Source organism: Massilia sp. SYSU DXS3249, from assembly GCF_053668055.1.
Genome location: NZ_JBSIPX010000003.1, coordinates 79,445 through 101,002, shown reverse-complemented (window position 1 = coordinate 101,002; position 21,558 = coordinate 79,445). Strand labels below are relative to the sequence as shown.

The window sequence follows — 21,558 nt, the reverse complement described above, 5'->3', positions numbered from 1 at the left end:
TCTCGCTTTATGGTTCTTGGGTATGGGTCGGGATAAAACGGCTTAGCAACCGCAGCTTTCCTTCGGCGCCGAGTCCAGCGTGGCCGCGCGGGTTTTCAGGCCCAGCTTGGCCAGCAGCGCGCGGTCGTCTTCCGCTTCCGGGTTGCCGGTGGTGAGCAGCTTGTCGCCGTAGAAGATCGAATTGGCGCCGGCCATGAAGCACATCGCCTGCACAGCCTCACCCAACTGGCGCCGCCCGGCCGACAGGCGCACGCGCGCCTGCGGCATGGTGATGCGCGCCACCGCGATGGTGCGCACGAATTCGATCGGGTCGAGCGGGTCGAGGCCATGCAGCGGCGTGCCTTCGACCTGCACCAGGTGGTTCACCGGCACCGATTCCGGATACGGGTTCAGGTTCGCCAGCTGGGCGATCAGGCCGGCACGCTGCTCGCGCGTCTCTCCCATGCCGACGATGCCGCCGCAGCAGACCTTCAGGCCGGCCTGGCGCACGCGGCCCAGGGTATCGAGGCGGTCCTGGTATTCGCGGGTCGAGATGACGTTGTTATAGAAATCGGGCGCGGTGTCGATGTTGTGGTTGTAGTAGTCGAGGCCCGCAGCCTTCAGCTGTTCGGCCTGGCCCGCTTCGAGCATGCCGAGGGTGGCGCAGGTTTCCATGCCGAGCGCTTTCACTTCGCGCACCATCTCTTCGACCTTGCCCATGTCGCGCTCTTTCGGGCTGCGCCAGGCGGCGCCCATGCAGAAACGGGTGGCGCCGCTGGCTTTCGCCTGGCGCGCGGCGTCGAGCACGGTGTCGATGTCGAGGATTTTTTTCGCTTCGACGCCGGTGTCGTAGCGCGCCGCCTGCGGGCAGTAGCCGCAGTCTTCCTCGCAGCCGCCGGTTTTAATAGACAGCAGGGTCGCCAGTTCGACGTCGCCGTCGGGGAAGTGGGCGCGGTGGGCTTCCTGGGCGCGGAACATCAGTTCGTTGAAGGGCAGCTCGAACAGCGCCAGCACGTCGGCCAGCGGCCAGGTCGCATCCGGACGCTCGGTGATCGGGGCGCCAGGGCGGTGCAGGGCGACGGTGTGGGGTGCATTCATGGTCATTCCTTTGTCTTGCTTCGTACGTTACAGAGCCCGCGTCGACGGCCAACCCGGCAGTCCCGCGAGATCGATGAATCGGGCCGCGTTGGCGGCAGTAGGGTGTTCGAGGCGCGGCACCACCCCCAGCAGCGGAGCGGGGATGCGCGCGGACAGCGCCTCGATGTTCTCGTCGAAAAAGCGCATTTCCGGGTCCGCGGTATTGGCGACCCAGCCGGCCAGCACCAGGCCGCGCGCGACGACCGCTTCCACGGTGAGCAGCGCATGGCTGATGCAGCCCAGGCGCATGCCGACCACCAGGATCACGGGCAAATTCAGCTGGGCGGCGAGGTCGGCGCTGTCGAAATCGTCGTTGAACGGCACCCGGAAGCCGCCCACGCCTTCGACCACGACGGCGTCCGACGCGGCCAGGATCTCGGCATAGGCGGCGATGATCGGCACCGCGGTGATCGTCACGCCTTCGAGCGCGGCCGCGATGTGCGGCGCCGCCGGCTCGCGCAGCATGAAGGGGGTCGTGATGTTGGAGGGCAGGTGCACGTTGCCGGCGGCCGCCAGCATGTCGGCGTCCTCGTTGTGCAGTTCTCCATCGCGCAGTTCGGCGCCGGCCGCGACCGGCTTCATGCCGCAGGCGCGCAGGCCGCGCTCGACCAGTGTATGGAGGATCGCGCTCGAGACCAGGGTCTTGCCGATCTCGGTGTCGGTGCCGGTCACGAAGCAGTTGAAGCGGGTCGGAATGCCCTCCGCCGCCAGCGCTTCGGCCGGTTCCGGTATGCGTTCCCCGGCAGGCAGCGGCCGCGCGAGCGGTGCGGCGACGCCGGTCTCGATCATCGGTTCGGGCGGCTCGTTGAGGTTCTTGTTGTCAAAGCGCGTCATCACGCTCCCTCCAGTTCGTTCAGGGCGCCGGCCAGGCGCGCGACTTCGTCGTGGGTGTGGGCGCCCGACAGGGTCACGCGCAGGCGCGCGGTATTCACCGGGACCGTCGGCGGGCGGATCGCCGGCACCCACAGGCCCTTCGCATAGAGGCCGGCGGCCACGCGCAGCGCTTCCTCGTTGCTGCCGATGAGGATGGGCTGGATCGCGGTGGGCGAGGCCGGGCGGGTCCAGCGCTGCAGGTTCAGTTCCGCGCCCAGCTGGGTGACCAGCGACTCGAGGTGGGCGCGCAGGGCATTGCCTTCCTCGCTGGTGATGATGTCCAGGCTCGTCAGCAGTGCGTGGGCCAGCGCCGGCGGCGCGGCCGTCGTGTAGATGTAGGGCCGGGCGCGCTGGACCAGCAGCTCGATCACCGCGGAGTGCGCAGCGATGAAGGCGCCGCCGACGCCGGCCGCCTTGCCGAGCGTGCCGACGTACACCAGGTTCGGCGAGCGCAAGCCGAAATGCTCGAGGGCGCCGCGCCCCTGGGCGCCGAGCACGCCGAAGCCGTGGGCATCGTCCACCACCAGCCAGGCGCCATGGCGCTCGCACAGGGCCAGCAGGCCGGGCAGCGGCGCCAGGTCGCCATCCATGCTGAAGACGCTGTCGGTGGCGACGATTTTCGTGCCCGCCTTGCTGGCGGCGAGCTGCTGCTCGAGCGCCGCCAGGTTGCCGTGCGGGTAGATGCTGACGGCGGCTTTCGCCAGGCGCGCGCCGTCGATCAGCGAGGCATGGTTCAGCTGTTCGGAAAAGATGACGGCGTCCTGGTCGCAGCCGAGGGCGCTGAGCACCGCCAGGTTGGCCATGTAGCCGGTGCTCAGGTAGAGCGCGCGCGCATCCTCGATGTGGGGCGCGGCGAAGTCGGCCAGGCGCTCTTCCAGGATCGCGTGGGCGCGGCTGTGGCCACTAATGAGGTGCGAGGCGCCGCTGCCGGCGCCGTACAGCTGGGCGCCTTCGCGCAGGGCGGCGACCACGCGCGGGTGGGCGGCCAGGCCCAGGTAGTCGTTGCTGCAAAAGGCGAGCACCGCGCGCCCGTCGACCACCTGCAGCGGCGCGCAGCGGGTGTCGGCCACGCGCCGGCGGCGGATCAGGCTTTGCGCATCGAGCGCGGCCAGCTTGCGGTTGACGTTATCGATCAGGTCCATCTCAGCCCGCCATCACGGAGTCGAACACCGATTGCACGCGCACGCCGAGCAGGTCGATTTCTTCCTGGCCCAGCACGTAGGGCGGCATCAGGTAGACGGTGCGGCCGATCGGGCGCAGCAGCAGTTCGTTCTCGACGGCGGCGGTAAAGAAGCGCCGCGCGAAGGTCGAGGCGCGCGCCGGATCGGGCTCGATCGCATCGAACGCGAAGATCATGCCGCGCTGGCGGAAGTGGTGGGTGCGCTCGTGCTCGGCCAGCGGGGCGAGCGCGATCGTCAGCCTGGTCGCCAGCTCGCGGTTGCGGTTCAGGACGTCGTCGTCGCGGAAGATCTGCAGGGTGGCCAGGGCCGCGCGGCAGGCCAGGGCATTCCCCGTATAGGAGTGCGAGTGCAGGAAGCCGCGCGTAATGTCTTCGCTGTAGAAGGATTGGTAGATCTCGTCGGTGGTCAGCACCAGGGACAAGGGCAGGTAGCCGCCGCTGATGCCTTTCGACAGGCACAGGAAATCCGGCCAGATGGCGGCCTGCTCGCAGGCGAAGAAAGTGCCGGTGCGGCCGCAGCCGACCGCGATCTCGTCGGCGATCAGGTGCACGTGGTGGCGGTCGCACAGTTCGCGCAGCAACTCCAGGTAGAGCGGGTCGTACATCGCCATGCCGGTAGCGCACTGCACCAGCGGCTCGACGATCATGGCGGCGATCCTGTCGCCGCGCTCTTCGAACAGGCGCTCGACATCCTGCAGGGCGCGGCGCGCCACGTCCTGGCTGGATTCGCCCTCGACGGCGTTGCGCGCGTCGGGCGAGGCGACGACGTGGGCGGCGCGCAGCAGCGGGCCGTAGGCATCCTTGAACAGCGGGACGTCGGTCACGGCCAGCGCGCCGATGGTCTCGCCGTGGTAGCTGCCCTGCAGGCAGACGAATTCCTGCTTGTTCGAGAACCCCGCGTTGCGCCAGGCGTGGAAACTCATCTTCATCGCGATCTCGACCGCCGAAGCGCCGTCGGACGCATAGAAGGCGTGGCCGAGGGCGTGGCCGGTCAATGCGGCCAGCTGTTCCGACAGTTCGACCACCGGCTCGTGGGTGAACCCGGCCAGCATCGCGTGCTCGAGTTTGTCGAGCTGGTCCTTCAGCGCGGCATTGATGCGCGGGTTGGCATGGCCGAACAGGTTGACCCACCACGAGCTGATGCCGTCGAGGTAGCGCCGCCCTTCGTGGTCGTACAGCCACGGCCCCTTAGCGTGGCTGACCGCGATCAGCGGCACTTCCTCGTGGTGCTGCATTTGCGTGCAGGGGTGCCACACGCTGCGCAGGCTGCGAGCGATCCAGTCGGACGATGTCTGTTGCTTCAAAATGGGTCCCGCTTCCTCTTCAATTCAGCTTGGTTCAGCCTCAGTTCAGCCAGTTCGGCTTGCGTTTCTCCAGGAAGGAAGCCACGCCTTCGCGCCCCTCGCTCGAGGCGCGGATGGCGGCGATGCGCCCGGCCGTATCGAGCAGCAGCGCATCCGTGACCGGCGCATTCACCACCTCGCGCACCAGCTTTTTCGCCTCCGTCACGGCGTGCGGGCTGTTCGACACCAGCGCCTTCACCAGGCCGGCGACCGTGGTGTCGAGGGCGTCCGCCTCCACCACTTCGTGCGCCATGCCGATCCGCAGCGCGGCCGCGGCGTCGAAACGCTCGGCCGTCAGGAAGTAGCGGCGCGCGGCCTGCTCGCCCATGGCCTTGATGACGTAGGGCGAAATGGTCGCCGGAATCAGTCCCAGCTTCACTTCGGAAAGGCAGAAGTTTACTCCAACGGCCGCCACCACGATGTCGCACGCGGCGACCAGGCCCATGCCGCCCGCATAGCAGTCGCCCTGCACCTTGGCCACGGTCGGCTTGGGGCACAGGTAAATCGTGCGCAGCATGTCGGCCAGGCGCGACGCGTCGGCCAGGTTCTCGTCGTGCGAGTACGCGGCCATTTTCTTCATCCAGTTCAGGTCGGCGCCGGCGCAGAAGGCCGAACCGTTCGCAGCCAGCACGATCGCGCGCACCAGTTCGTTGCGGCCGAGTTCATCGAAGGCGAGCGCCAGTTCGGCAATCGCCTGCTCGTTGAAGGCGTTGCGCAGGTCCGGGCGGTTCAGGGTGACGGTGGCGACCTTGTCGGCGACGCCGATGGTCAGGGTTTCGTAGTTCATTGTATGTGTCCCTTCCTTACATCCGGAAGACGCCGAACTTCGTCTCTTCGATCGGCGCGTTCAAGGCAGCCGACAAGCCCAAGCCCAGCACCATGCGCGTATCGGCCGGGTCGATCACGCCGTCGTCCCACAGGCGTGCCGACGCATAGTAGGGGTGGCCCTGGTGTTCGTACTGCTCCTTGATCGGCTGCTTGAAGGCCGCCTCTTCTTCAGGACTCCACTGCCCGCCCTTGCCCTCGATGCCGTCGCGTTTCACGGTGGCCAGCACGGACGCCGCCTGGTCGCCCCCCATGACGGAAATGCGCGCGTTCGGCCACATCCACAGGAAGCGCGGAGAGAAGGCGCGGCCGCACATGCCGTAGTTGCCGGCGCCAAACGACCCGCCGATGATGACGGTGAATTTCGGCACCGAAGCGGTGGCGACGGCAGTCACCATCTTGGCGCCGTTGCGGGCGATGCCTTCGTTTTCGTACTTGCGGCCGACCATGAAGCCGGTGATGTTCTGCAAGAAGACCAGCGGAATCTTGCGCTGGCAGCACAGTTCGATGAAGTGGGTGCCTTTCAGGGCCGACTCCGAGAACAGGATGCCGTTATTCGCGATGATGCCGACTTTGACGCCGTAAATGTGGGCGAAGCCGCACACAAGCGTCGTGCCGTATCGCGCCTTGAACTCGTCGAATTCGCTGCCGTCGACCACACGTGCGATCACTTCGCGCACGTCGAACGGCTTGCGCGTATCGACAGGAATCACGCCGTACAGCTCCTGCGGCGCATATTTCGGCTCGACGACTTCGCGGGTCGCGCCCTGCACGGGTTTGGTGCGGTTCAGGTTCGAGACGATGGTGCGCGCCAGCGACAGCGCGTGCAAATCGTTCTGGGCCAGGTGGTCGACCACGCCGGATAAACGGGTGTGGACGTCGCCGCCGCCGAGATCCTCGGCCGTGACGACTTCGCCGGTCGCCGCTTTCACCAGCGGCGGGCCGCCCAGGAAGATCGTGCCTTGCTCCTTGACGATGATCGATTCGTCGCTCATCGCCGGCACGTAGGCGCCGCCTGCCGTGCAGGAGCCCATGACGACGGCGATCTGCGGGATGCCCTTGGCGGACAGGTTCGCCTGATTGTAGAAGATGCGGCCGAAGTGGTCGCGGTCGGGGAAGACGTCGTCCTGGTTCGGCAGATTCGCGCCGCCCGAGTCGACCAGATAAATGCAGGGCAGGTTGTTCTGCTCGGCGATTTCCTGGGCGCGCAGGTGTTTTTTGACCGTCATCGGGTAGTAGGTGCCGCCCTTGACCGTGGCGTCGTTGCAGACGATCACGCACTCCTGGCCGGCGACGCGGCCGATGCCGGTGATGATGCCGGCGCTGGGCGCGGCATTGTCGTACATGTCGAAGGCGGCCAGCTGGGAAAACTCGAGGAAGGGCGTGCCCGGATCGAGCAGCATCTGCACGCGGTCGCGCGGCAGCAGTTTTCCGCGCGCGACGTGTTTGGCTCGCGCCGCTTCGCCGCCGCCCTCGGCAATGGCCGCCACCTTGGCCCGCAGGTCGTCCACAATGGACTGCATGGCCGTCGCATTTGCTTTGAAGTCATCACTGCGCGGATTGAGTTTGCTCTCGATGTGGGGCATTGCCGTCCTCTGTCTAATTCTTACTTTGGAAAAGTGCCGTCCAGATAAAACCAGCGCGGCGCGCCGCCCAGGTCCGGGTCGGGTTCGCGCAGGAAGCGGCTGATCTCATGCAGCCGGTGCGCGCGTCCCCCTACTTTGAAGCGGGCGACGAATTCCACCGTGTCGTTGTCTGGATGATGCACCAATTCTGCTTTACGTTGACGTAAACGTAAAGCAGATTTTATCTCCAGGCCGAGCCAGCGCAGGTTCTCGTCGGGATCGATGATGGCGTCGCTGGGCCGGGTACGCGGATGCCAGGTGGCGCGCAGGTAGGCTTCGTTGCGCTGGGTGTAGGCGGTGTAGCGCGAACGCATCAGGGCTTCGGCAGTGAGTGGCAGAGCTTCGCCGGCAATGAAGGGACCACAACAGGTGGCAAGCGAGGCGCCGCCGCAAGGGCAGGGGGCGGAAGGAGAGGTAGGGGACATGCCTCGGATTATCGGCGATTTCGAGCGCATGCGGCAGGCTTGGCCAACCCGGCCCTGGACGGCCTGACACTCAATTGCAAACGACAGCCAGTTCGGAATTGTTAAACGCCGTTTTGTCGAAAAACTTTACACACGAGCTTGCGCCGAGTTCAGGTAAAAATCTACTTTATTGATTTACAAGAATAATTTCTCGTTGGCACAATAATTGCTTATAGTACATTTTATTTGTTATCGAGGAAATTATGAAATTCGCTCAAGCAGCCCTGGCAGCGCTTTCGTTCGCAGGCATCATGCATTCGGCATCGGCAGTCGTCATCACCTCGACACCGCAGACCTTCAATACCAACGGCAATGCTGTCGCGACCTTCGACATCGACGATACCTATAATGGCAACGTACTGATCGATTTTTCGTTCAGCTACACCGGCACCCTGGCAAACAATACGTTCGCCGGTCTGTGGTTCGGCAACTGGCAAGCCGCCAACATCGGCCTGAAGGCGAACTGCGAAACCCCGGCCGGCAATTGCAAGACCCAGGACGTCTTCGTCCGCACCCAGGGCGACAAAGGCCCGTGGGTTCCGGATAGCAACTTGGTTGCAGGCCAGACCTACAAGATCGTCGGCTACCTGCAAAAAGTCGATGGCAGCAAGTACTACAACCGCTTCGATGCGTGGCTCAATCCAGGCACCATGAACCTGGCCGAACTGGCCACCATCAAGCATGCCACGGGCACTGGCGGTGGAGCGAAACTGACCAGCTTCGACACCATGGGTATCCGCACGGCGAACATCTCGAGCCAGACCGTTACGTTCTCGAACATCAATATTGCCCAGATCCCGGAACCTGGTTCGGTCGCTCTGATGGCCCTGGCCCTGGCCTGCATGGGCGCCGCTGCCCGCCGCAAGCGCAAGTAATCACGACAGCGCGTGCATCGGAAAGCCCGGCATCCACGCCGGGCTTTTTTTATTGCCGTGCAGCCCGCGTCAGACCGTGTTCAGGATCACCGTAAAGGTGCTGCCCGTGCCCGGGCCGTCGCTGTGCGCCGTCACCGTGCCGCCGTGCAGGGTCACGACGTTCTTGACCAGCGCCAGGCCGATGCCGAGGCCGCCCTGGGAGCGGTCCGGCGTGCGTTCGGCCTGGGTGAACAGGTCGAATACCTGGGGCAGCAGCGTGCTGCCGATGCCGATGCCGTTGTCGCGGATGCGGATCGCGGCCGTCCCGGGAGCGCACTCGACCGATACCCCGATGCGGCCGCCGCGCGGCGTGTATTTCGCGGCATTGTTGAGCAGGTTGGCCAGCACCTGCACCAGCCGGTTCGGGTCGCCCATGACGCTGGCGCCCTCCGGGCCGGGCTCGACCGTCAGCAGGTGTTCGCGCGCCTCGATCAGGGGCCGTGCCTGCTCGACGGCGCCGCCCACGATGGCCATCACGTCCAGCGGCACGGATTCAAGCTGGATCAGCCCGCGCGTGACCCGTGAAATGTCGAGCAGGTCGTCGACCAGCGAGGTCATGTGCTTCACCTGGCGGCTGATCACCTCGCTCGACTTGCGCACCCGTTCCTCGCTCGCGATGCCGATTTTGAGCAGTTCGGCGGCCGAGGCGATCGGCGCCAGCGGGTTGCGCAGTTCGTGCGCCAGCATGGCAAGGAATTCATCCTTTCTCCGGTCCTGCTCCTGGAGCGAACTGTAGAGGCGCGCATTTTCGAAGCCGTTCGCGGCAATCGAAGCCAGCTGCACCAGGATCGCCTCGTCTTCTTCGGTGAACTCGCCCTCGATCTTGTCCGATGCCTGGACCAGGCCGATGTTATTGCCCTTGCGGTCGACCAGCGGCACGGCCAGCCAGCCGCGCATCGGCGGGTGCGCCGCCGCATGGGCGCCGAATCCCTTCCAGTCCGGGTGGGCGAGCAGTTCGTCCTGGGTCAGGCGTAGCGGCCGGTTGCTGCTGCACACCAGCGCATAGATGCCGCTGCCGTCGGGCGCAACGTCGAAGCTGCGGTAGCCGGCGTACTTGTCCGACAGCGACACCGCATTGATCATCTGGGCGCCCTGCTCGCTGATGGACACGACCGCCTGGTGTACCTCGAGGATGCCGCGCACTTCCTCGACCAGCGCTTCGGCCATGTCCTTGCTCGACAGGGCGCTGCCCAGGGTGCGCGACGCCTGCGCCACCTTGGTCAGCAGGGCCGAGTGGCGTTTTTCCCGCTCGAGGCGCTGCGACAGTTCCGCCTGCGCCATGACGATGTCGTGGATGTCCTTGTTGGAGCCGATCCATTCGCGCACGGAACCATCCGCGTCCTCGATCGGCACGCCTTTGACGGCCGTCCAGCGGTAGCTGCCGTCGGTCTGGCGCAGGCGGTAGGCAGTTTCGTAGACGCGGCGGTTGGCGGTGCAGTCGAGCCAGACCTGGCGGGCGTTCTCGCGGTCGTCGGGATGGACGGCGTCGAGCCAGCCGTATTCCTTCCACTCCTCGTAGCTCTGGCCGGTCACGCCGCGCCACGAGGGCGAATCTTCGAGCACGCGGCCGTCCGGAGCGGTGCTCCAGACGGTCTGCGAAGTCGCCATCACCAGCGAGCGGAAACGCTGTTCGCGCGCGCGCAGGGCCGATTCCGCCGCCAGCCGGTCGGTGATGTCCTCATGCATCAGCATGACTTCGAGCACCTTGCCCTCGCTGTCCTTGATCGGGTGGGCCCGCGCGGTGACCCAGCGCGCGCGCCCGGTGCCGCTCAATTCGACCACGTCATAGCGGATCGCCGGGATTTCGACGGATTCGCCGGCCAGCGCACGCCTGAGGTAAGGAACGACGCCGCTGGCGATCAGCTGGGCATCGGTCAGCAGGCTGAACGCGTCGCTCAGGATGTAGTCCATCAGGGGCGTGCCTGCGTGGATCTGCCAGAGTTCCTGCCATGCCCGGTTGACGCGCAGGGTCTGCCCGCTGGGGGCGAGGATCTGGATGCTGGTCGGTGCCTGCTCGAAGAGTTCGCGGAAACGGGTTTCCGGGCTGGCGAGATGCGCGTCTCCAGGCAGGGGGAGGGTAGGGGCGTGCGACATGGATTCCGGGAGCGAATTGCCCGAACAAGGGGTTGGAACGTTTACGTACGGCATGATGTCATAGTTTCACCCTCCCCGCACCCTTTGCCTACTTCGGGTGGAATTCCTCGGTCGACACGAACAGGTCCCAGCACGCCAGGAACAGGGCGGCGATCAGCGGGCCGATCACGAAGCCGTTCAGGCCGAACAGGGCCATGCCCCCGATCGTCGACAGCAGCACCAGGTAGTCCGGCATTTTCGTGTCCTTGCCGACGAGCACCGGGCGCAGGATGTTGTCGACCAGGCCGATCACGAGCACGCCGAAGGCGATCAGGACGATGCCTTTCCAGATGACGCCCGTCGCCAGGAAATAGATGGCGACCGGCGCCCAGACGATGGCCGCGCCCACGGCCGGCAGCAGCGACAGGAAGGCCATCACCACCGCCCACAGCAGCGCCGCCTGGACGTCCAGGAACCAGAAGATCAGGCCGCCGAGCGCGCCTTGGGCGATGGCGACCAGCACATTGCCCTTCACGGTGGCGCGGATGACGGTCGTGAAATTGGTGAACAGGCGGCGCTTGTAGTGGGCGCTCAGCGGGAAGGCGTTCTTGACGCGGTTCGCCAGCGACTGGCCGTCGCGCAGCAGGAAGAACAGCAGATACAGCATTACCGTCAGGCCCACCAGGAAATCGAAGGTCATGCCCCCGACATGCAAGGCCTGGCGTGCGACGACCTGGCTGGCCTGGGCGGCGCCTTCCTGCAACTTGAGCTGCAATGAGGCGAAATCGGTCAGGTCAAAGCGTTCGAGTATCCGGATCACCCAATCCGGCAGCGACAGCATGATGCGCTGGAAATACCTGCCGACATCGATATTGCCCGAACTGATCATGGTGTAGACGGCGGACGCCTGGTCGACCAGGGAAACGGCGATCAGCGACAGCGGCAGGATCACCATCACCACGATCGAGGCCAGCGTGATCAGGGCGGCAAGCGTCGGCTTGCCCTTGGTGGCGCGCAGCAGGCGCCGGTTCAGGCTGGAAAACAGGATGGCCAGCACGATGCCCCAGAACACCGCCCCGGAATAGGGCAACAGGATCCAGCCGAAGGCGAGGCTGACGACGATCAGCAGGACGAGGAAGAATTTTTGTTCGAGGGAGTACTGGTTCATGTGGGGTAATTAACATTTTTGTAATTGCGCGCCCTAATCATAGTCGATCCAGTAGCTTTGGCATACGTTGCCGTGGCGCCCATGTAAAACGCCCGGTTTCTCCAACCACGCGAAGGATCCACCATGTTCAGCTTCGACGATTTTGCTCAGCTAAAATTTTTGGAAGGACGCTGGAGAGGCGTCAGTGCCGACGGCAAGGAATTTTATGAAGAATACGTCCACCCCGAGCCGGCCGTCTTCCATTCGCGCCGGTATCCGGACGCCAGCTTCGAGCGGCACAGCGACGGCAGCACCATCCGTTTCGAGAATGGGGAAGTCACCTCGCAATGGGGAGAATTCACCTGGCGCGCCTCCGATATCGGCCCCGACAGCGCCCGCTTCGCCCCGGTCAGCGCGCCCAGCGAGTTCAACTGGCACCGGATCGATGCCGACACCCTCGAGGCCACCCAGCACTGGAGCGCCGAAGGAAAACCCCAGCACTACACGATGCGGCTGACCAGGGTGCCGGCACACAGCCCATCCTGAACGCCCTGCAAATGCCGGTAAATACATGCAAACGCTCGACTTGTTGAGCGTTTGCATCTGCCGCATCGATTGCAGTTTTACATGAGACAATTGCGTTCGCTCACTTTTTTAAGCGTTAACGCCTGTCCATGACCTCGAATCATCGCCCTGATCTCCTTTCGTCCCTGCTGCAGCGCCACCGTTCCCTCGTCCTGTCCCCGGTCCTGGCCGGCACGCTGCTGGCCGGCGTTCCCGCCGCCGCACAGCAGGCAACGGTGACGCCGCCGGCAATGCCGGCCCAGCAGCCGGCACCGGTCCAGCCGGCGGCCGCTGCGCCGGCTCCGCCGGCAGCCGATGCGGCCGTGGCACCGGGCGTGGCGACCGTCTCCGTCAGCGGTACCCGTTCCTCGAACCGCATCGACCGCCAGGTCTACGACGTCAAAACCGATGCCGCCTCTTCGAACGATTCGGTGGGCGACGCGCTGAACAAAGTGCCCTCGGTGGCCGTCGATGCCGACGGTTCGGTCACCCTGCGCGGCAGGAGCAATGTGCAAATCCTGATCGACGGCAAGCCGTCGGCCATGATGCAGGGCGAGAACCGGGCCGCGGCGATCAACGCGCTGCCGGCCGGCGACCTCGAATCGGTCGAAGTGCTCAACAACCCGGGCGCGCAATTCGGCAACGAAGGCGGGGGCGGCCCGATCATCAACCTTGTGATGCGGCGCGAACGCCGACCCGGCGGTTTCGCGGCGGTCAACGCCAACGTCGGCACCGAAGGCCGTTTCAATGCGAACAGCTTCGGCAGCTACACGACCGGCCGCATGAGCGTGCAGGGCGGCGTCTTCCTGCGCCGCGACAAGCGCGATTCCGAGCGCGAGGTCAACCGCGAGCGCATCGATGCGGCCGGCGGCGTGGCGCCCAGCAGCCAGGTGTCGACCGGCGAGAACATCAACGAGACCGCCGGCCTGAACGGCATGTTCAGCTACAACATCGGCGAAAAGGACGTGCTGGCGCTGACGACCATGCTCAGCGGCACCTCGACCGAGGCCGATTCGTTCGAACGCTACCGGGGCGCGAACGCGGCCGGCGCGGTCGACAACGAATACCTGCGCAACAACGACCGCGAGGCGCGCAATCGCAACTACAGCCTCGGCGCGCGCTTCGACCACAAGGGTACTTTGCCCGGCGAGAACCTGAAACTCGACCTGCGCGTGTCGGGCACCACCTTCGAGGCCGATTCGCGCGACGCGCGCAGCTATACGGTGCGGCCAGTCAACGCCAGCGCCGACCGGACCCGCCAGCACAACGACAACGGCACGCGCGTCATCGATTTCACCGGCGACTACGACCGGCCGGGCGAGAACGGCATCCTGCGCGTCGGCTACAAGGTGGCGCGCAACAGCAATACCTTCGACAACGCCTTCTTCGACATCGCCAACGGCACCCTGGTCGAGACGATTAACACCGGACGCACCAACCGCTTCGAGATCGACGAGACCACGCTGGCGCTGTACGGCACCTACCAGCTGCGCCTGTCCGGCAAGTGGGGCGTGCAGGGCGGCCTGCGCGGCGAGTACACGGACGTCGACCTGAACCAGGTCACGACGAACATCCGCGCCGGCAACCATTATTTCGATGCCATCCCGAGCGCCTTCCTCAGCTACGACTGGTCGGACGACACCGCCCTGCGCCTGAGCTACGCGCGCCGCATCCGCCGTCCGGGCGCCAGCGACCTGAATCCCTTCGTCGTCTACCGCGACGAATTCAACGTCTCCTCGGGCAATCCGAACCTGCGCCCGACCAATTCCGATTCGCTCGAACTCGGCGTCGAGACCAAGCTCGGCAAGGTGGAGACGAATGTGCGCCTGTACGCGCGGCGCGACTCGGACCTGATTTCCGAGCGCCGTTTCTTCATCGGCGACAACGTGCTGCTGACCACCCGCGACAACGAAGGCACCAGCCGTTCGGGCGGCCTCGAATTCACCTTCAGCGGCCGCGCCACCGACAAGCTGACGATCAACGCCAGCGGCAACCTCGGCTACAGCGAACAGACCGTGCTGGGCAGCGCGAGCGACGACAAGCGCAACGCGACCTCGCTTTCCGGCCGCGCCCGCATCAGCTACCAGATGGACCCGAGCAACCAGTTCCAGCTGTCGGTCAATGCGCAAGGCAAAGTGCTGTTCGGCGAAGGCTACCGCGAGCCGGTGCAGACCGCCGACTTCACCTACCGCCGCAACCTGACTCCGGCGCTCAGCCTGGTGCTGAACGTGAACGACGTCTTCGATTCGCAGAAGACGGAATCGGTCACCGAAACCGCACGCCTGCGCGAGTACAGCGTCCAGCGTGCCAACGGACGCATGGTGTCGGTGGGCCTGTCCTACCGATTCGGCACGTTCGCCGGCGGCGGACGCCCCGGCATGATGATGCGCGGCGGGCCGGGCGGCGGAATGGGCCGCGGAGGGTAAGACTAAGGGGCCGGGCGCAACACGGCCTGGTTCCCGTGCAGGGCCAGCGGCACCGCCCTGGCCCAGCGGTTCGAGGACAGCGAAAAGTCCAGTGCCCGCACCTGGTGATACCACCCGGCGGGTACGTACAGCATGTCGCCGGGCCCGACGATGCATTCGACCAGCGCCGCCTGCCGCGCCAGCGGAAAGCGCGCGTAATCGGGCGCCTCGGGATCGAAGGGCGAACCGAACAGGATCGCGTTCGCTTCGCTCGGGTACAGGTATGCGTCGTGGTGCGGCGGCGCCAGGAAAATCCGCTTGGTGCCCCAGATCTGCGCAAAGATATTGTCGTCGTAGTCGCAATGCAGCGGCGTCACCGTCCCCGCCGGGCCGATCCAGAAGCGCGGCGGCCCCATCTTCCCGAAATACGCGGGCCAGTGGCACAGGCTGTTCAGCTCGCGCAATTCCAGGTTGCCGAGATAGGGCGGCAAGCCCTCGCTGGCGGCCGCCAGTGTCAGGTACTCGCCCATGGTCATGTCCTGCATGGCGCGGTCCGGCGCAAACGCCGTGTTGATGTAGTCGCCCACCCGCGCACGCACCGGCAGGTGGCCGAAACGCTCGCCCAGCGCCTGCGGGCCCAGGGTGGCCAGCGGCCAGCGCCCCACCAGCCCGGTGATGATGAACGGCAGGCCCTGTTCGGCGCGTGCCCGGAAGGCGGCAGCGTCGGACACACGCACGCGCGGCACTTCCGCCAGCGCCGGCAGCGCGCGCGCCGCCTGCCGGATCGCGTCGCGCATCTCCGCGATCGAGCTCACGCCGCGCACCAGCGCATCGCGCTCTTCGCGCGCCTGCTTGCGGGCGGCGGCTTCCTCGGGCGAGGTGTGGAGGGCGGGCCTGGGCGGCAGGCGCGGCGTGCCGCGTGCGGGCTGCGGTGGATGATCGGGGAGAGCCGGATTTTCTTCGTTGGACATATTGCTTGCCACCGCACGCGATGGCCTTACCTCATTCTACACATGCCCTGCCGACAAGGGCTCGCCGGCAGGGGGCATCCGGGCAGTGTAGCAGGGCGTGGCCGACTGTACCGCTTGATGCAAGTAATGCGTGCTGCTGACTTGTTAGGACTTGGCTTGGTACTTGTCGAGGTCAAACCCGCTTACGTCAAACTCGAATACCGGCGTCCCTTGCTGATAAATGTTTACTGCCACGCGTACCCGCTTCGCTTTTCTTAGTTTGGTAAGGAACCGGGGATAGTCGTCAAGGAAGATGACGTCCGAACTATGATCCGCCGCTGCTGAAGCTGCGAAACTGCTGGGTTTTTCATCATCGAATCGGATTTGTACCCTGCAGCCCTCATATGATGGGCAAAGAATCTGGCCCCGCTCTATGCGGAACAAAACATCCTTGCCATGGCGTGGATCGATACGTAGCGTGATTCGGCCATGCTGAGATCCGCTATATGGGAAATCAAAGTCGACCGTATTGGTGCTCTCGACCGAAGCGGTCTTGCGCTTACCGCCGGTCATCTTTTCCTCGACAACGTAATAGGACCATTGCTGACCTGCTGCTGTCTTGGGCTCTTCATCTGGTGTCGATGTTACTACAGCTGGCGCGGCCGGATCCTGGGCAACAGGAGCAGCGGTCGCGACAGGTGCAGAGACCTGCGCGCGCGCCAACTGCGCCTCAAGAGCAACAATCTTCTCGTTCGCTTGCTCAAGTTTCTTTTTGGTTTCGGCCAGATCCGCATCGGATGAGCAGCCAGCAATTTGGGCTGCCAGCCCGATTGCGCAAAGAGTTTTGGTAGCGAATCGAAAGGCCGGTACACGGTCGGCAAAATGTTTAACTTGCATGATGAGTGTTATCGTTGTTTTCAGAATTCAGTTCGTCGATGTACCAGGAGCGGTGCCAGGTCATGAAATCCTCCATCTGTCTGCCCAGCACGCCAAGCATCCCCCCAGTCCAGCTACCGAATGCACGCGAGCCATCCGATTTATAAAGGTTTTCCGGTAGCGTTCTCAGTGTATAAGCCGGGTTCTGCTTACCGTATTCCCGGCCTAGCTCTTGAAAATAGCCACCTTCCAACATAAATTTTTCATGTCCACGGTGTGATAGCTGGACAGCCTTGAAGGATCGGGCCTTCTGCTGTTCGGCATATTGCAGCAATACGCGCGTCACATCCATGGGACTGGATGTTCCTGATACATCCCGTAAGTCATAAATGAGTACATTCGGATTCACGAAATACTCGTAATGAACAAAGACCTGAATGCCTTCATTGCGCGAATCAGCCTTCTGAACCTGCGACATGGCGTATTGAAGGTTGATGTAATTGGGGGCGCCAATGACGAGCACCGCTGTGAAAATTGTGCCGGCAAGGATGCCGACAATGCGCTTTGCCATGATAGGAATAGGAACAATAAAAATACAATCTTGCTATTTTTATTTCCAAATTGCAAGCTTATTGTCGTTGTTTAGAAAAATCAGGTCATTCGGACGAGCGAATAAGACACATCAGGGCCTATACTTATCCAGGGCGGATAAGCCCAGCGATAAAGTTGTATTAAGAAGTGGAAAATTGCTGCCGTCCGAGCAGAATGGCATTCGCAGTTGCGTCAAGGGGTTTCGTTGCCAGTTTCAGTTACAGTATGGACGTAAGAATGGAATGTCTTAATTCGCGTGCGTGCGTTCAGTCCGTTCGTGCGTATCTTTATCCGACGTAGCGGATACCTTGGATTGGCCACAGGTACAGGGGTGTCCGGAAGCGTGCTGAAATGAGATCACCTTGTCATGCAGCCGCGCATACAAGCAACCGCTCATACTATTCCAGTTTTCGGGCATCCGGTTCTTCAAGTTATCTTTACCGAAGTCGAGCCAGTCGCGGTGTTCGGGCTCGATCCAGATCACGACGAGCAAGCGCCGGAGCAAGACCGCAACGTCATGCACCGACTGGTGCTTTGCGAAGCATTCCTTTGCCAAGTCCCTCAGGACTACGCAGGGAACGACGTGCTCGGGATGCTGTCCAGGTTTGCCATCGTTTTGAGGTACAACGGCATTCGGCACAAACCACTCGGCTATCCGGCTATGCTGGGTAATGTCTTCACGCACCATGCGTCGGTAGAAACGTGCCATTCGTATATAAGAACGCTCGAGGCGCCGGCCTGGATCGGCCACTGGGTAAAAAGCGCCCTCATATGGTTGGCAACCTTCGCGTATGCCTGTTTCGACTCCGTCCAGATTTCCGAATAAACCTCCCTGTTCACATATCCAGTGATGGAATGCGAGAGCCGCTTCCGTCAGCGAGAGCGCCTTGCTCCCATACCAGACTTGCCGAAACTGGGCCTGCACCTGCTGCCACTTCAGCGTAGGCAGGGGCAACTGGTGACAAATCAAGCGAGAGTCGCCGTTCGTGTCCTCTTCGGCCAGCTCGAAAAAGAACAATGCTAGTTGCACGATCCGCTCAATGTAATTCAGGGGGGCGTTTCCTTTAACGGTTGGTACATGTTCGCGACGATAATCGGGATGCAGGTCTGGACTGGGTTCTAACATCTTTTCTCTTTGAGCATGTCTCTGGTTGCGAACGGGACTGATACATGGTTTAAGCTCAGCGCGCAGTCGGCCCGCTCAGGTAGGGCGGCTTGCCGCAGGCATCGTCGACGCTGAAGCTCAGTGCGAGCGCATAGCCATCCGGTGCGTAGCGGGTGATCAGGAGGCCTTCCCTTGCGTGATAGGTCGGGCCGCCGACGGCGTGGTCGACGAAGCAGGCTTTCAGGTCTTCGACGCCGTCGCCGTTGACATCGCCGCGCTCGACGATCGTTAGCTTATAAAACCAGCCATCCCGCTCGAAGCTGACGCTGTCGTCGCCGGCGTTGACGGGTGCCAGCCTCAGGTCCGCGAAAGTGCGCGTTGCCGGAGTACGCCTGGGCCCGATGGAACTGCGGATGCTGGCCAGGTCGAATTTTTCCGCGAGAAAGCTGCCGAGGCCGGTGTTCGGGAAATGGGTCGTCACCGGCGCGGCCTGCGCGGCCGTCGCCAGCATCAGGCAGCACAGGCCGCCTGGAAGAATGCGGTAGGTATTCATGAAGCCTCCCTGGTCTGGTCCGGGACCAGCCTACCGGAGCGCGGTGCCGACGGTATTGACCAGCACGATCGGTGCGCCGGATACCGGGAAGCCTCAAGCCGGGCCTGGAAAGACCTCAGCGCTGCAACGCCAGCATGTCCAGCGCAAATGGCGGCGCCTTGCCCTGCATCAGGTCGGTCAGCACGCGCGCGGTGCCGGCGGCAAAAGTAAAACCGAGCGGGCCGTGGCCGACGTTCAGCCACAGGTTAGCCAGGGGGGAGGCACCGATGATCGGGGCGCTGTTGGGCGTGGCGGGGCGCAGGCCGGCCCAGGCTTCGATGCGTTCGTAGTCGGCCGCGTGCGGCATCGTCTCTTTGACCTGACGGGTCAGGCTGCCGATGCGCTTCGGGTTCAGGCTCAGGTCTTCGCCGACCATGTCGACCATCGCCGCCACGCGCAGCTTGTCGCCGATGCGCGCGTACAGCACTTTACGCTCGAAGTCGGTCACGCTGATCTCGGGCGCGGTGTCGCCGCCGCGGATCGGCGCGCTCAGGCTGTATCCCTTCAGCGGGTATAGCGGCAGCGAAATGCCGACCTGCGCCGCCAGGTTGCGGCTCTGGATGCCGGCGGCGAGCACGAAGGCATCGGCGCCCAGGAAACCGGCGCTGGTGTCCAGTCCCGTCAGTTTGCCGCCCTCGGCGACCATGCGCATGACATCGGCCTGGACAAAACCCGCGAACCGCGGGTGCTGGCGCACGCGTTCGGCCAGCGCCACGCAGAAGGCGTGGCAGTCGGCCACCGCTTCGCCGCTGTTATAGATGCCGCCGGCCAGCAGGTGACGTGCGGCCGCCAGCGAGGGTTCGCGCGCGGCACATTCGGCGCCGGTCCAGATTTCGCCGGCGGTGGCCTTGCCGGCCGCCTGTTCAAAGATCTTGGAGGAGCGGTAGACCACCAGCTTGCCGGCGTCGCGCCAGGCAAAATCGTCTGGCGCGACGATGGACCCCAGCTCGGCCATGCCGGCGCGGGATAACTCTCCCAGTTGCAGCAGCTTGGCCGTGGTACGGCGGTTGGCTTGACTGGTGCATTGGCCGAGGAAGCTGGCCAGCCAGGTCCATTGGCGCAGGTCCGCCTCGGGCTTGAAGCGCAGCGGGCCGTGTTCCTGGAACAGCCAGGCAATCGCTTTCAGCGGCACGCCGGCGTCGGCCAGCGGAGAGACATAGCGGTAGCTCAACTGGCCGCCATTGCCGTAGCTGGCGCCGCTGGCGACTTGCCCCGCGCGCTCGACCAGGGTCACGCGAAAGCCGGCCTCGAGCAGCCACCAGGCCGAGGTCAGGCCGACGACGCCGCCGCCGATGACGATGATGTGCTGCTTCCCGTGCATTCCGAATGATTGTTGTTGGCTGAGATAAGGAAGAGCTTAGGGCGGGCGGACGCGCAGGGCCAATGAAAGAGGAACGCCACGCCATAACCGCCAGTCATGTGAATTTTGCTGAGTTGTGGAAAACACCTAGCCGGCGATGGCGTGCTGGAACATGCTGCTGAGTATCCGTTCCTCGAAACGGGCAAGCGCCGAATACTGCCCTTTGTGGATGCCGGGATCGCTGGAACTGCCTCCGACGAGAACGATCATCCCATTCTTGCGCTTGCGGTCGAAGGCAAAGACGGAACGCAGGCCGTAGGCGTCGCCCAGGTGGCCGACCGCATCGAACCCGCCTTCGACCAGGCGCAGGCCTGGCTGGTCGGGGAATTGGGCATTGCCCAGGCCCCAGGCGGTGAAAAAGCCGTTCAGGCTGTCGCCGTTATTCCCCTTGCCATCGAAGGTCCACTGGCGCGCGAACATGCGCTCGAGCGTCTGCGGCTGGAGGATGCGGCGGCTCTCATGGACGCCGCCGTTCATCAGCATCAGCATCACGACCCCCATGTCGCGCGCCGATATGCGCAGGCCGCCGGTCGGGCTGAAGGGCGTGGCATTCTCGCCAGGCACGTAGCGCTCGATGCCGGCGGGGGGCGCCGGAGGGGTGGTGCGCACGTCGTCGACCTGGGCGATCCACGGCCCCTGCGCATCCCAGACTTCGGTATCGACCGTACGCTTGCGGTAGAGCGTGGCCAGGTGAGTAAGCGCCGGGGCCGGCAATTCCGACACGTTATAGCCGGCCTTCAAACCGAGCGGCTGCAGCAGCAGGCGCTGCATCAGGCGGTCGAAGCGTTCGCCCGTCACCCGTTCCATCAGGGTGCCGATGATGCCCCAGCCCAGGTTGCAATAAGTAAAATATTCGCCCGGACCGGCCTTTGCCGCCCACATTGTTCCGTCACCGTGCAGGCGAGCACCCGGCACGACGAAGTCGCGCAAGGCGGTGCCGATGGGGAAGGAATAGCCGGCCTCGTCGCGCAGCGAGGACGTGTGGGTCAGCAGGTGGCGCAGGGTGATGGCGCGATCGGGGAAATGCGGGTTACGCAGGCTAAAGCCCAGGTAGCCTGAAACGTCGGCGTCGAGTTCGAGCTTGCCGTCTTCCACCAGGCGCATCAGGCCGAGCGTGGTCATCATCTTGGAAATCGAGGCGATCCGGTACAGGGTGTCGCGGTTCGCCGGCAGGTCGGGCGCGGCGCCCTTGCCGATCCAGCGCCGGCCGAACTGGCCTTCATAGGCCACCTTGCCGGCGCGGATCGCCAGCACGGACAGGCTGGCCAGTTCGCAGGCGGGATCCTGGACGATGGCGGCCAGTTCGCGGTCGAGCTGCTCCTTGCGGCCCGGTCCGGCGCCGCTCAGCGGGACCGCTGCCAGCAGGGGATCGACTGCGCCCAGCAGGGCCAGTCCGAGCAAGCTTCTCCTGTTTCCGTTCATGCCAGTCCTTTCTGTTGTGTCTGCCCGAGCTTACGGAGCGCGCCCCAGGCTCGCCAATGAAATGCCGTGCGCGCCGCATAAGCTTTTGTTATCGCGCCCGGATAATATCGGAACAATTTTGCGGCTGCCCGCA

The 21,558-nt window shown here is 64.2% G+C and carries 19 protein-coding genes; 3 read left to right on the top strand and 16 right to left on the bottom strand.

What is annotated here, in order from left to right:
• Positions 1 to 42: 42 nt before the first annotated feature.
• From bioB to ACWCIA_RS04645, 7 genes are read right to left on the bottom strand one after another with little or no spacing between them, the layout of a single operon-like run.
• Entirely contained in the window at positions 43 to 1,077 is a 1,035-nt protein-coding gene (bioB, locus tag ACWCIA_RS04675; protein ID WP_454161393.1) for a biotin synthase BioB, read from the bottom strand.
• A gap of 27 nt (positions 1,078 to 1,104) precedes the next feature.
• On the bottom strand, positions 1,105 to 1,950 hold the full coding sequence (bioD, locus tag ACWCIA_RS04670) for a dethiobiotin synthase (protein WP_454161391.1): 846 nt from the start codon (positions 1,948 to 1,950) through the stop codon (positions 1,105 to 1,107).
• Positions 1,950 to 3,131: an 8-amino-7-oxononanoate synthase gene (gene bioF, locus ACWCIA_RS04665; RefSeq protein ID WP_454161389.1), complete on the bottom strand. Its 1,182-nt coding sequence runs from the start codon at positions 3,129 to 3,131 to the stop codon at positions 1,950 to 1,952. The genes bioD and bioF overlap by 1 nt, the downstream gene beginning before the upstream one ends.
• Position 3,132: 1 nt before the next feature.
• Positions 3,133 to 4,473 (bottom strand): adenosylmethionine--8-amino-7-oxononanoate transaminase, encoded by a 1,341-nt coding sequence (gene bioA, locus ACWCIA_RS04660; RefSeq protein WP_454161387.1) that lies wholly within the window; start codon positions 4,471 to 4,473, stop codon positions 3,133 to 3,135.
• Between the two features lie 40 nt (positions 4,474 to 4,513).
• Positions 4,514 to 5,299, bottom strand: coding sequence for an enoyl-CoA hydratase/isomerase family protein (locus tag ACWCIA_RS04655; RefSeq protein WP_454161385.1), 786 nt, complete (start codon positions 5,297 to 5,299; stop codon positions 4,514 to 4,516).
• Positions 5,300 to 5,315: 16 nt separating this feature from the next.
• Positions 5,316 to 6,923, bottom strand: coding sequence for a carboxyl transferase domain-containing protein (locus ACWCIA_RS04650; RefSeq protein WP_454161383.1), 1,608 nt, complete (start codon positions 6,921 to 6,923; stop codon positions 5,316 to 5,318).
• A gap of 20 nt (positions 6,924 to 6,943) precedes the next feature.
• Positions 6,944 to 7,387, bottom strand: a complete 444-nt coding sequence (locus ACWCIA_RS04645; protein WP_454161381.1) for a YchJ family protein — start codon at positions 7,385 to 7,387, stop codon at positions 6,944 to 6,946.
• A gap of 242 nt (positions 7,388 to 7,629) precedes the next feature.
• On the opposite strand from ACWCIA_RS04645, the gene ACWCIA_RS04640 reads away from it, so the two are divergent.
• Entirely contained in the window at positions 7,630 to 8,301 is a 672-nt protein-coding gene (locus ACWCIA_RS04640; RefSeq protein WP_454161380.1) for a PEP-CTERM sorting domain-containing protein, read from the top strand.
• A gap of 69 nt (positions 8,302 to 8,370) precedes the next feature.
• Here ACWCIA_RS04640 and ACWCIA_RS04635 read toward each other — a convergent pair whose 3' ends face one another.
• Both ACWCIA_RS04635 and ACWCIA_RS04630 read right to left on the bottom strand, forming a co-directional pair.
• Positions 8,371 to 10,434: a sensor histidine kinase gene (locus ACWCIA_RS04635; protein WP_454161379.1), complete on the bottom strand. Its 2,064-nt coding sequence runs from the start codon at positions 10,432 to 10,434 to the stop codon at positions 8,371 to 8,373.
• An 88-nt stretch (positions 10,435 to 10,522) separates the two neighbouring features.
• The gene (locus ACWCIA_RS04630) at positions 10,523 to 11,581 is read right to left on the bottom strand and encodes an AI-2E family transporter (protein WP_454161378.1); all 1,059 of its coding nucleotides are present in this window, start codon (positions 11,579 to 11,581) and stop codon (positions 10,523 to 10,525) included.
• 123 nt (positions 11,582 to 11,704) lie between these two features.
• On the opposite strand from ACWCIA_RS04630, the gene ACWCIA_RS04625 reads away from it, so the two are divergent.
• Together ACWCIA_RS04625 and ACWCIA_RS04620 are read left to right on the top strand one after the other, a co-directional pair.
• Complete coding sequence (locus ACWCIA_RS04625; protein WP_454161377.1) at positions 11,705 to 12,106, top strand: hypothetical protein; 402 nt, start codon at positions 11,705 to 11,707, stop codon at positions 12,104 to 12,106.
• A 128-nt stretch (positions 12,107 to 12,234) separates the two neighbouring features.
• Positions 12,235 to 14,550, top strand: a complete 2,316-nt coding sequence (locus tag ACWCIA_RS04620) for a TonB-dependent receptor domain-containing protein (RefSeq protein WP_454161376.1) — start codon at positions 12,235 to 12,237, stop codon at positions 14,548 to 14,550.
• A 2-nt stretch (positions 14,551 to 14,552) separates the two neighbouring features.
• Here the strand turns inward: ACWCIA_RS04620 and ACWCIA_RS04615 are convergent, their stop codons facing one another.
• From ACWCIA_RS04615 to ACWCIA_RS04585, 7 genes are all read right to left on the bottom strand, one after another.
• Positions 14,553 to 15,500 (bottom strand): cupin-like domain-containing protein, encoded by a 948-nt coding sequence (locus ACWCIA_RS04615; RefSeq protein ID WP_454161375.1) that lies wholly within the window; start codon positions 15,498 to 15,500, stop codon positions 14,553 to 14,555.
• Positions 15,501 to 15,644: 144 nt separating this feature from the next.
• Positions 15,645 to 16,376 (bottom strand): hypothetical protein, encoded by a 732-nt coding sequence (locus tag ACWCIA_RS04610; RefSeq protein WP_454161374.1) that lies wholly within the window; start codon positions 16,374 to 16,376, stop codon positions 15,645 to 15,647.
• Positions 16,366 to 16,926: a hypothetical protein gene (locus tag ACWCIA_RS04605; protein ID WP_454161373.1), complete on the bottom strand. Its 561-nt coding sequence runs from the start codon at positions 16,924 to 16,926 to the stop codon at positions 16,366 to 16,368. Before ACWCIA_RS04605 ends, ACWCIA_RS04610 begins: the two co-directional genes overlap by 11 nt.
• Positions 16,927 to 17,193: 267 nt before the next feature.
• The gene (locus ACWCIA_RS04600; RefSeq protein ID WP_454161372.1) at positions 17,194 to 18,072 is read right to left on the bottom strand and encodes a hypothetical protein; all 879 of its coding nucleotides are present in this window, start codon (positions 18,070 to 18,072) and stop codon (positions 17,194 to 17,196) included.
• A 55-nt stretch (positions 18,073 to 18,127) separates the two neighbouring features.
• On the bottom strand, positions 18,128 to 18,604 hold the full coding sequence (locus ACWCIA_RS04595; RefSeq protein ID WP_454161371.1) for a hypothetical protein: 477 nt from the start codon (positions 18,602 to 18,604) through the stop codon (positions 18,128 to 18,130).
• Between the two features lie 115 nt (positions 18,605 to 18,719).
• Positions 18,720 to 19,964, bottom strand: coding sequence for a D-amino acid dehydrogenase (locus ACWCIA_RS04590; protein WP_454161370.1), 1,245 nt, complete (start codon positions 19,962 to 19,964; stop codon positions 18,720 to 18,722).
• Between the two features lie 126 nt (positions 19,965 to 20,090).
• The gene (locus ACWCIA_RS04585; RefSeq protein WP_454161369.1) at positions 20,091 to 21,404 is read right to left on the bottom strand and encodes a serine hydrolase domain-containing protein; all 1,314 of its coding nucleotides are present in this window, start codon (positions 21,402 to 21,404) and stop codon (positions 20,091 to 20,093) included.
• Positions 21,405 to 21,558 lie beyond the last annotated feature (154 nt).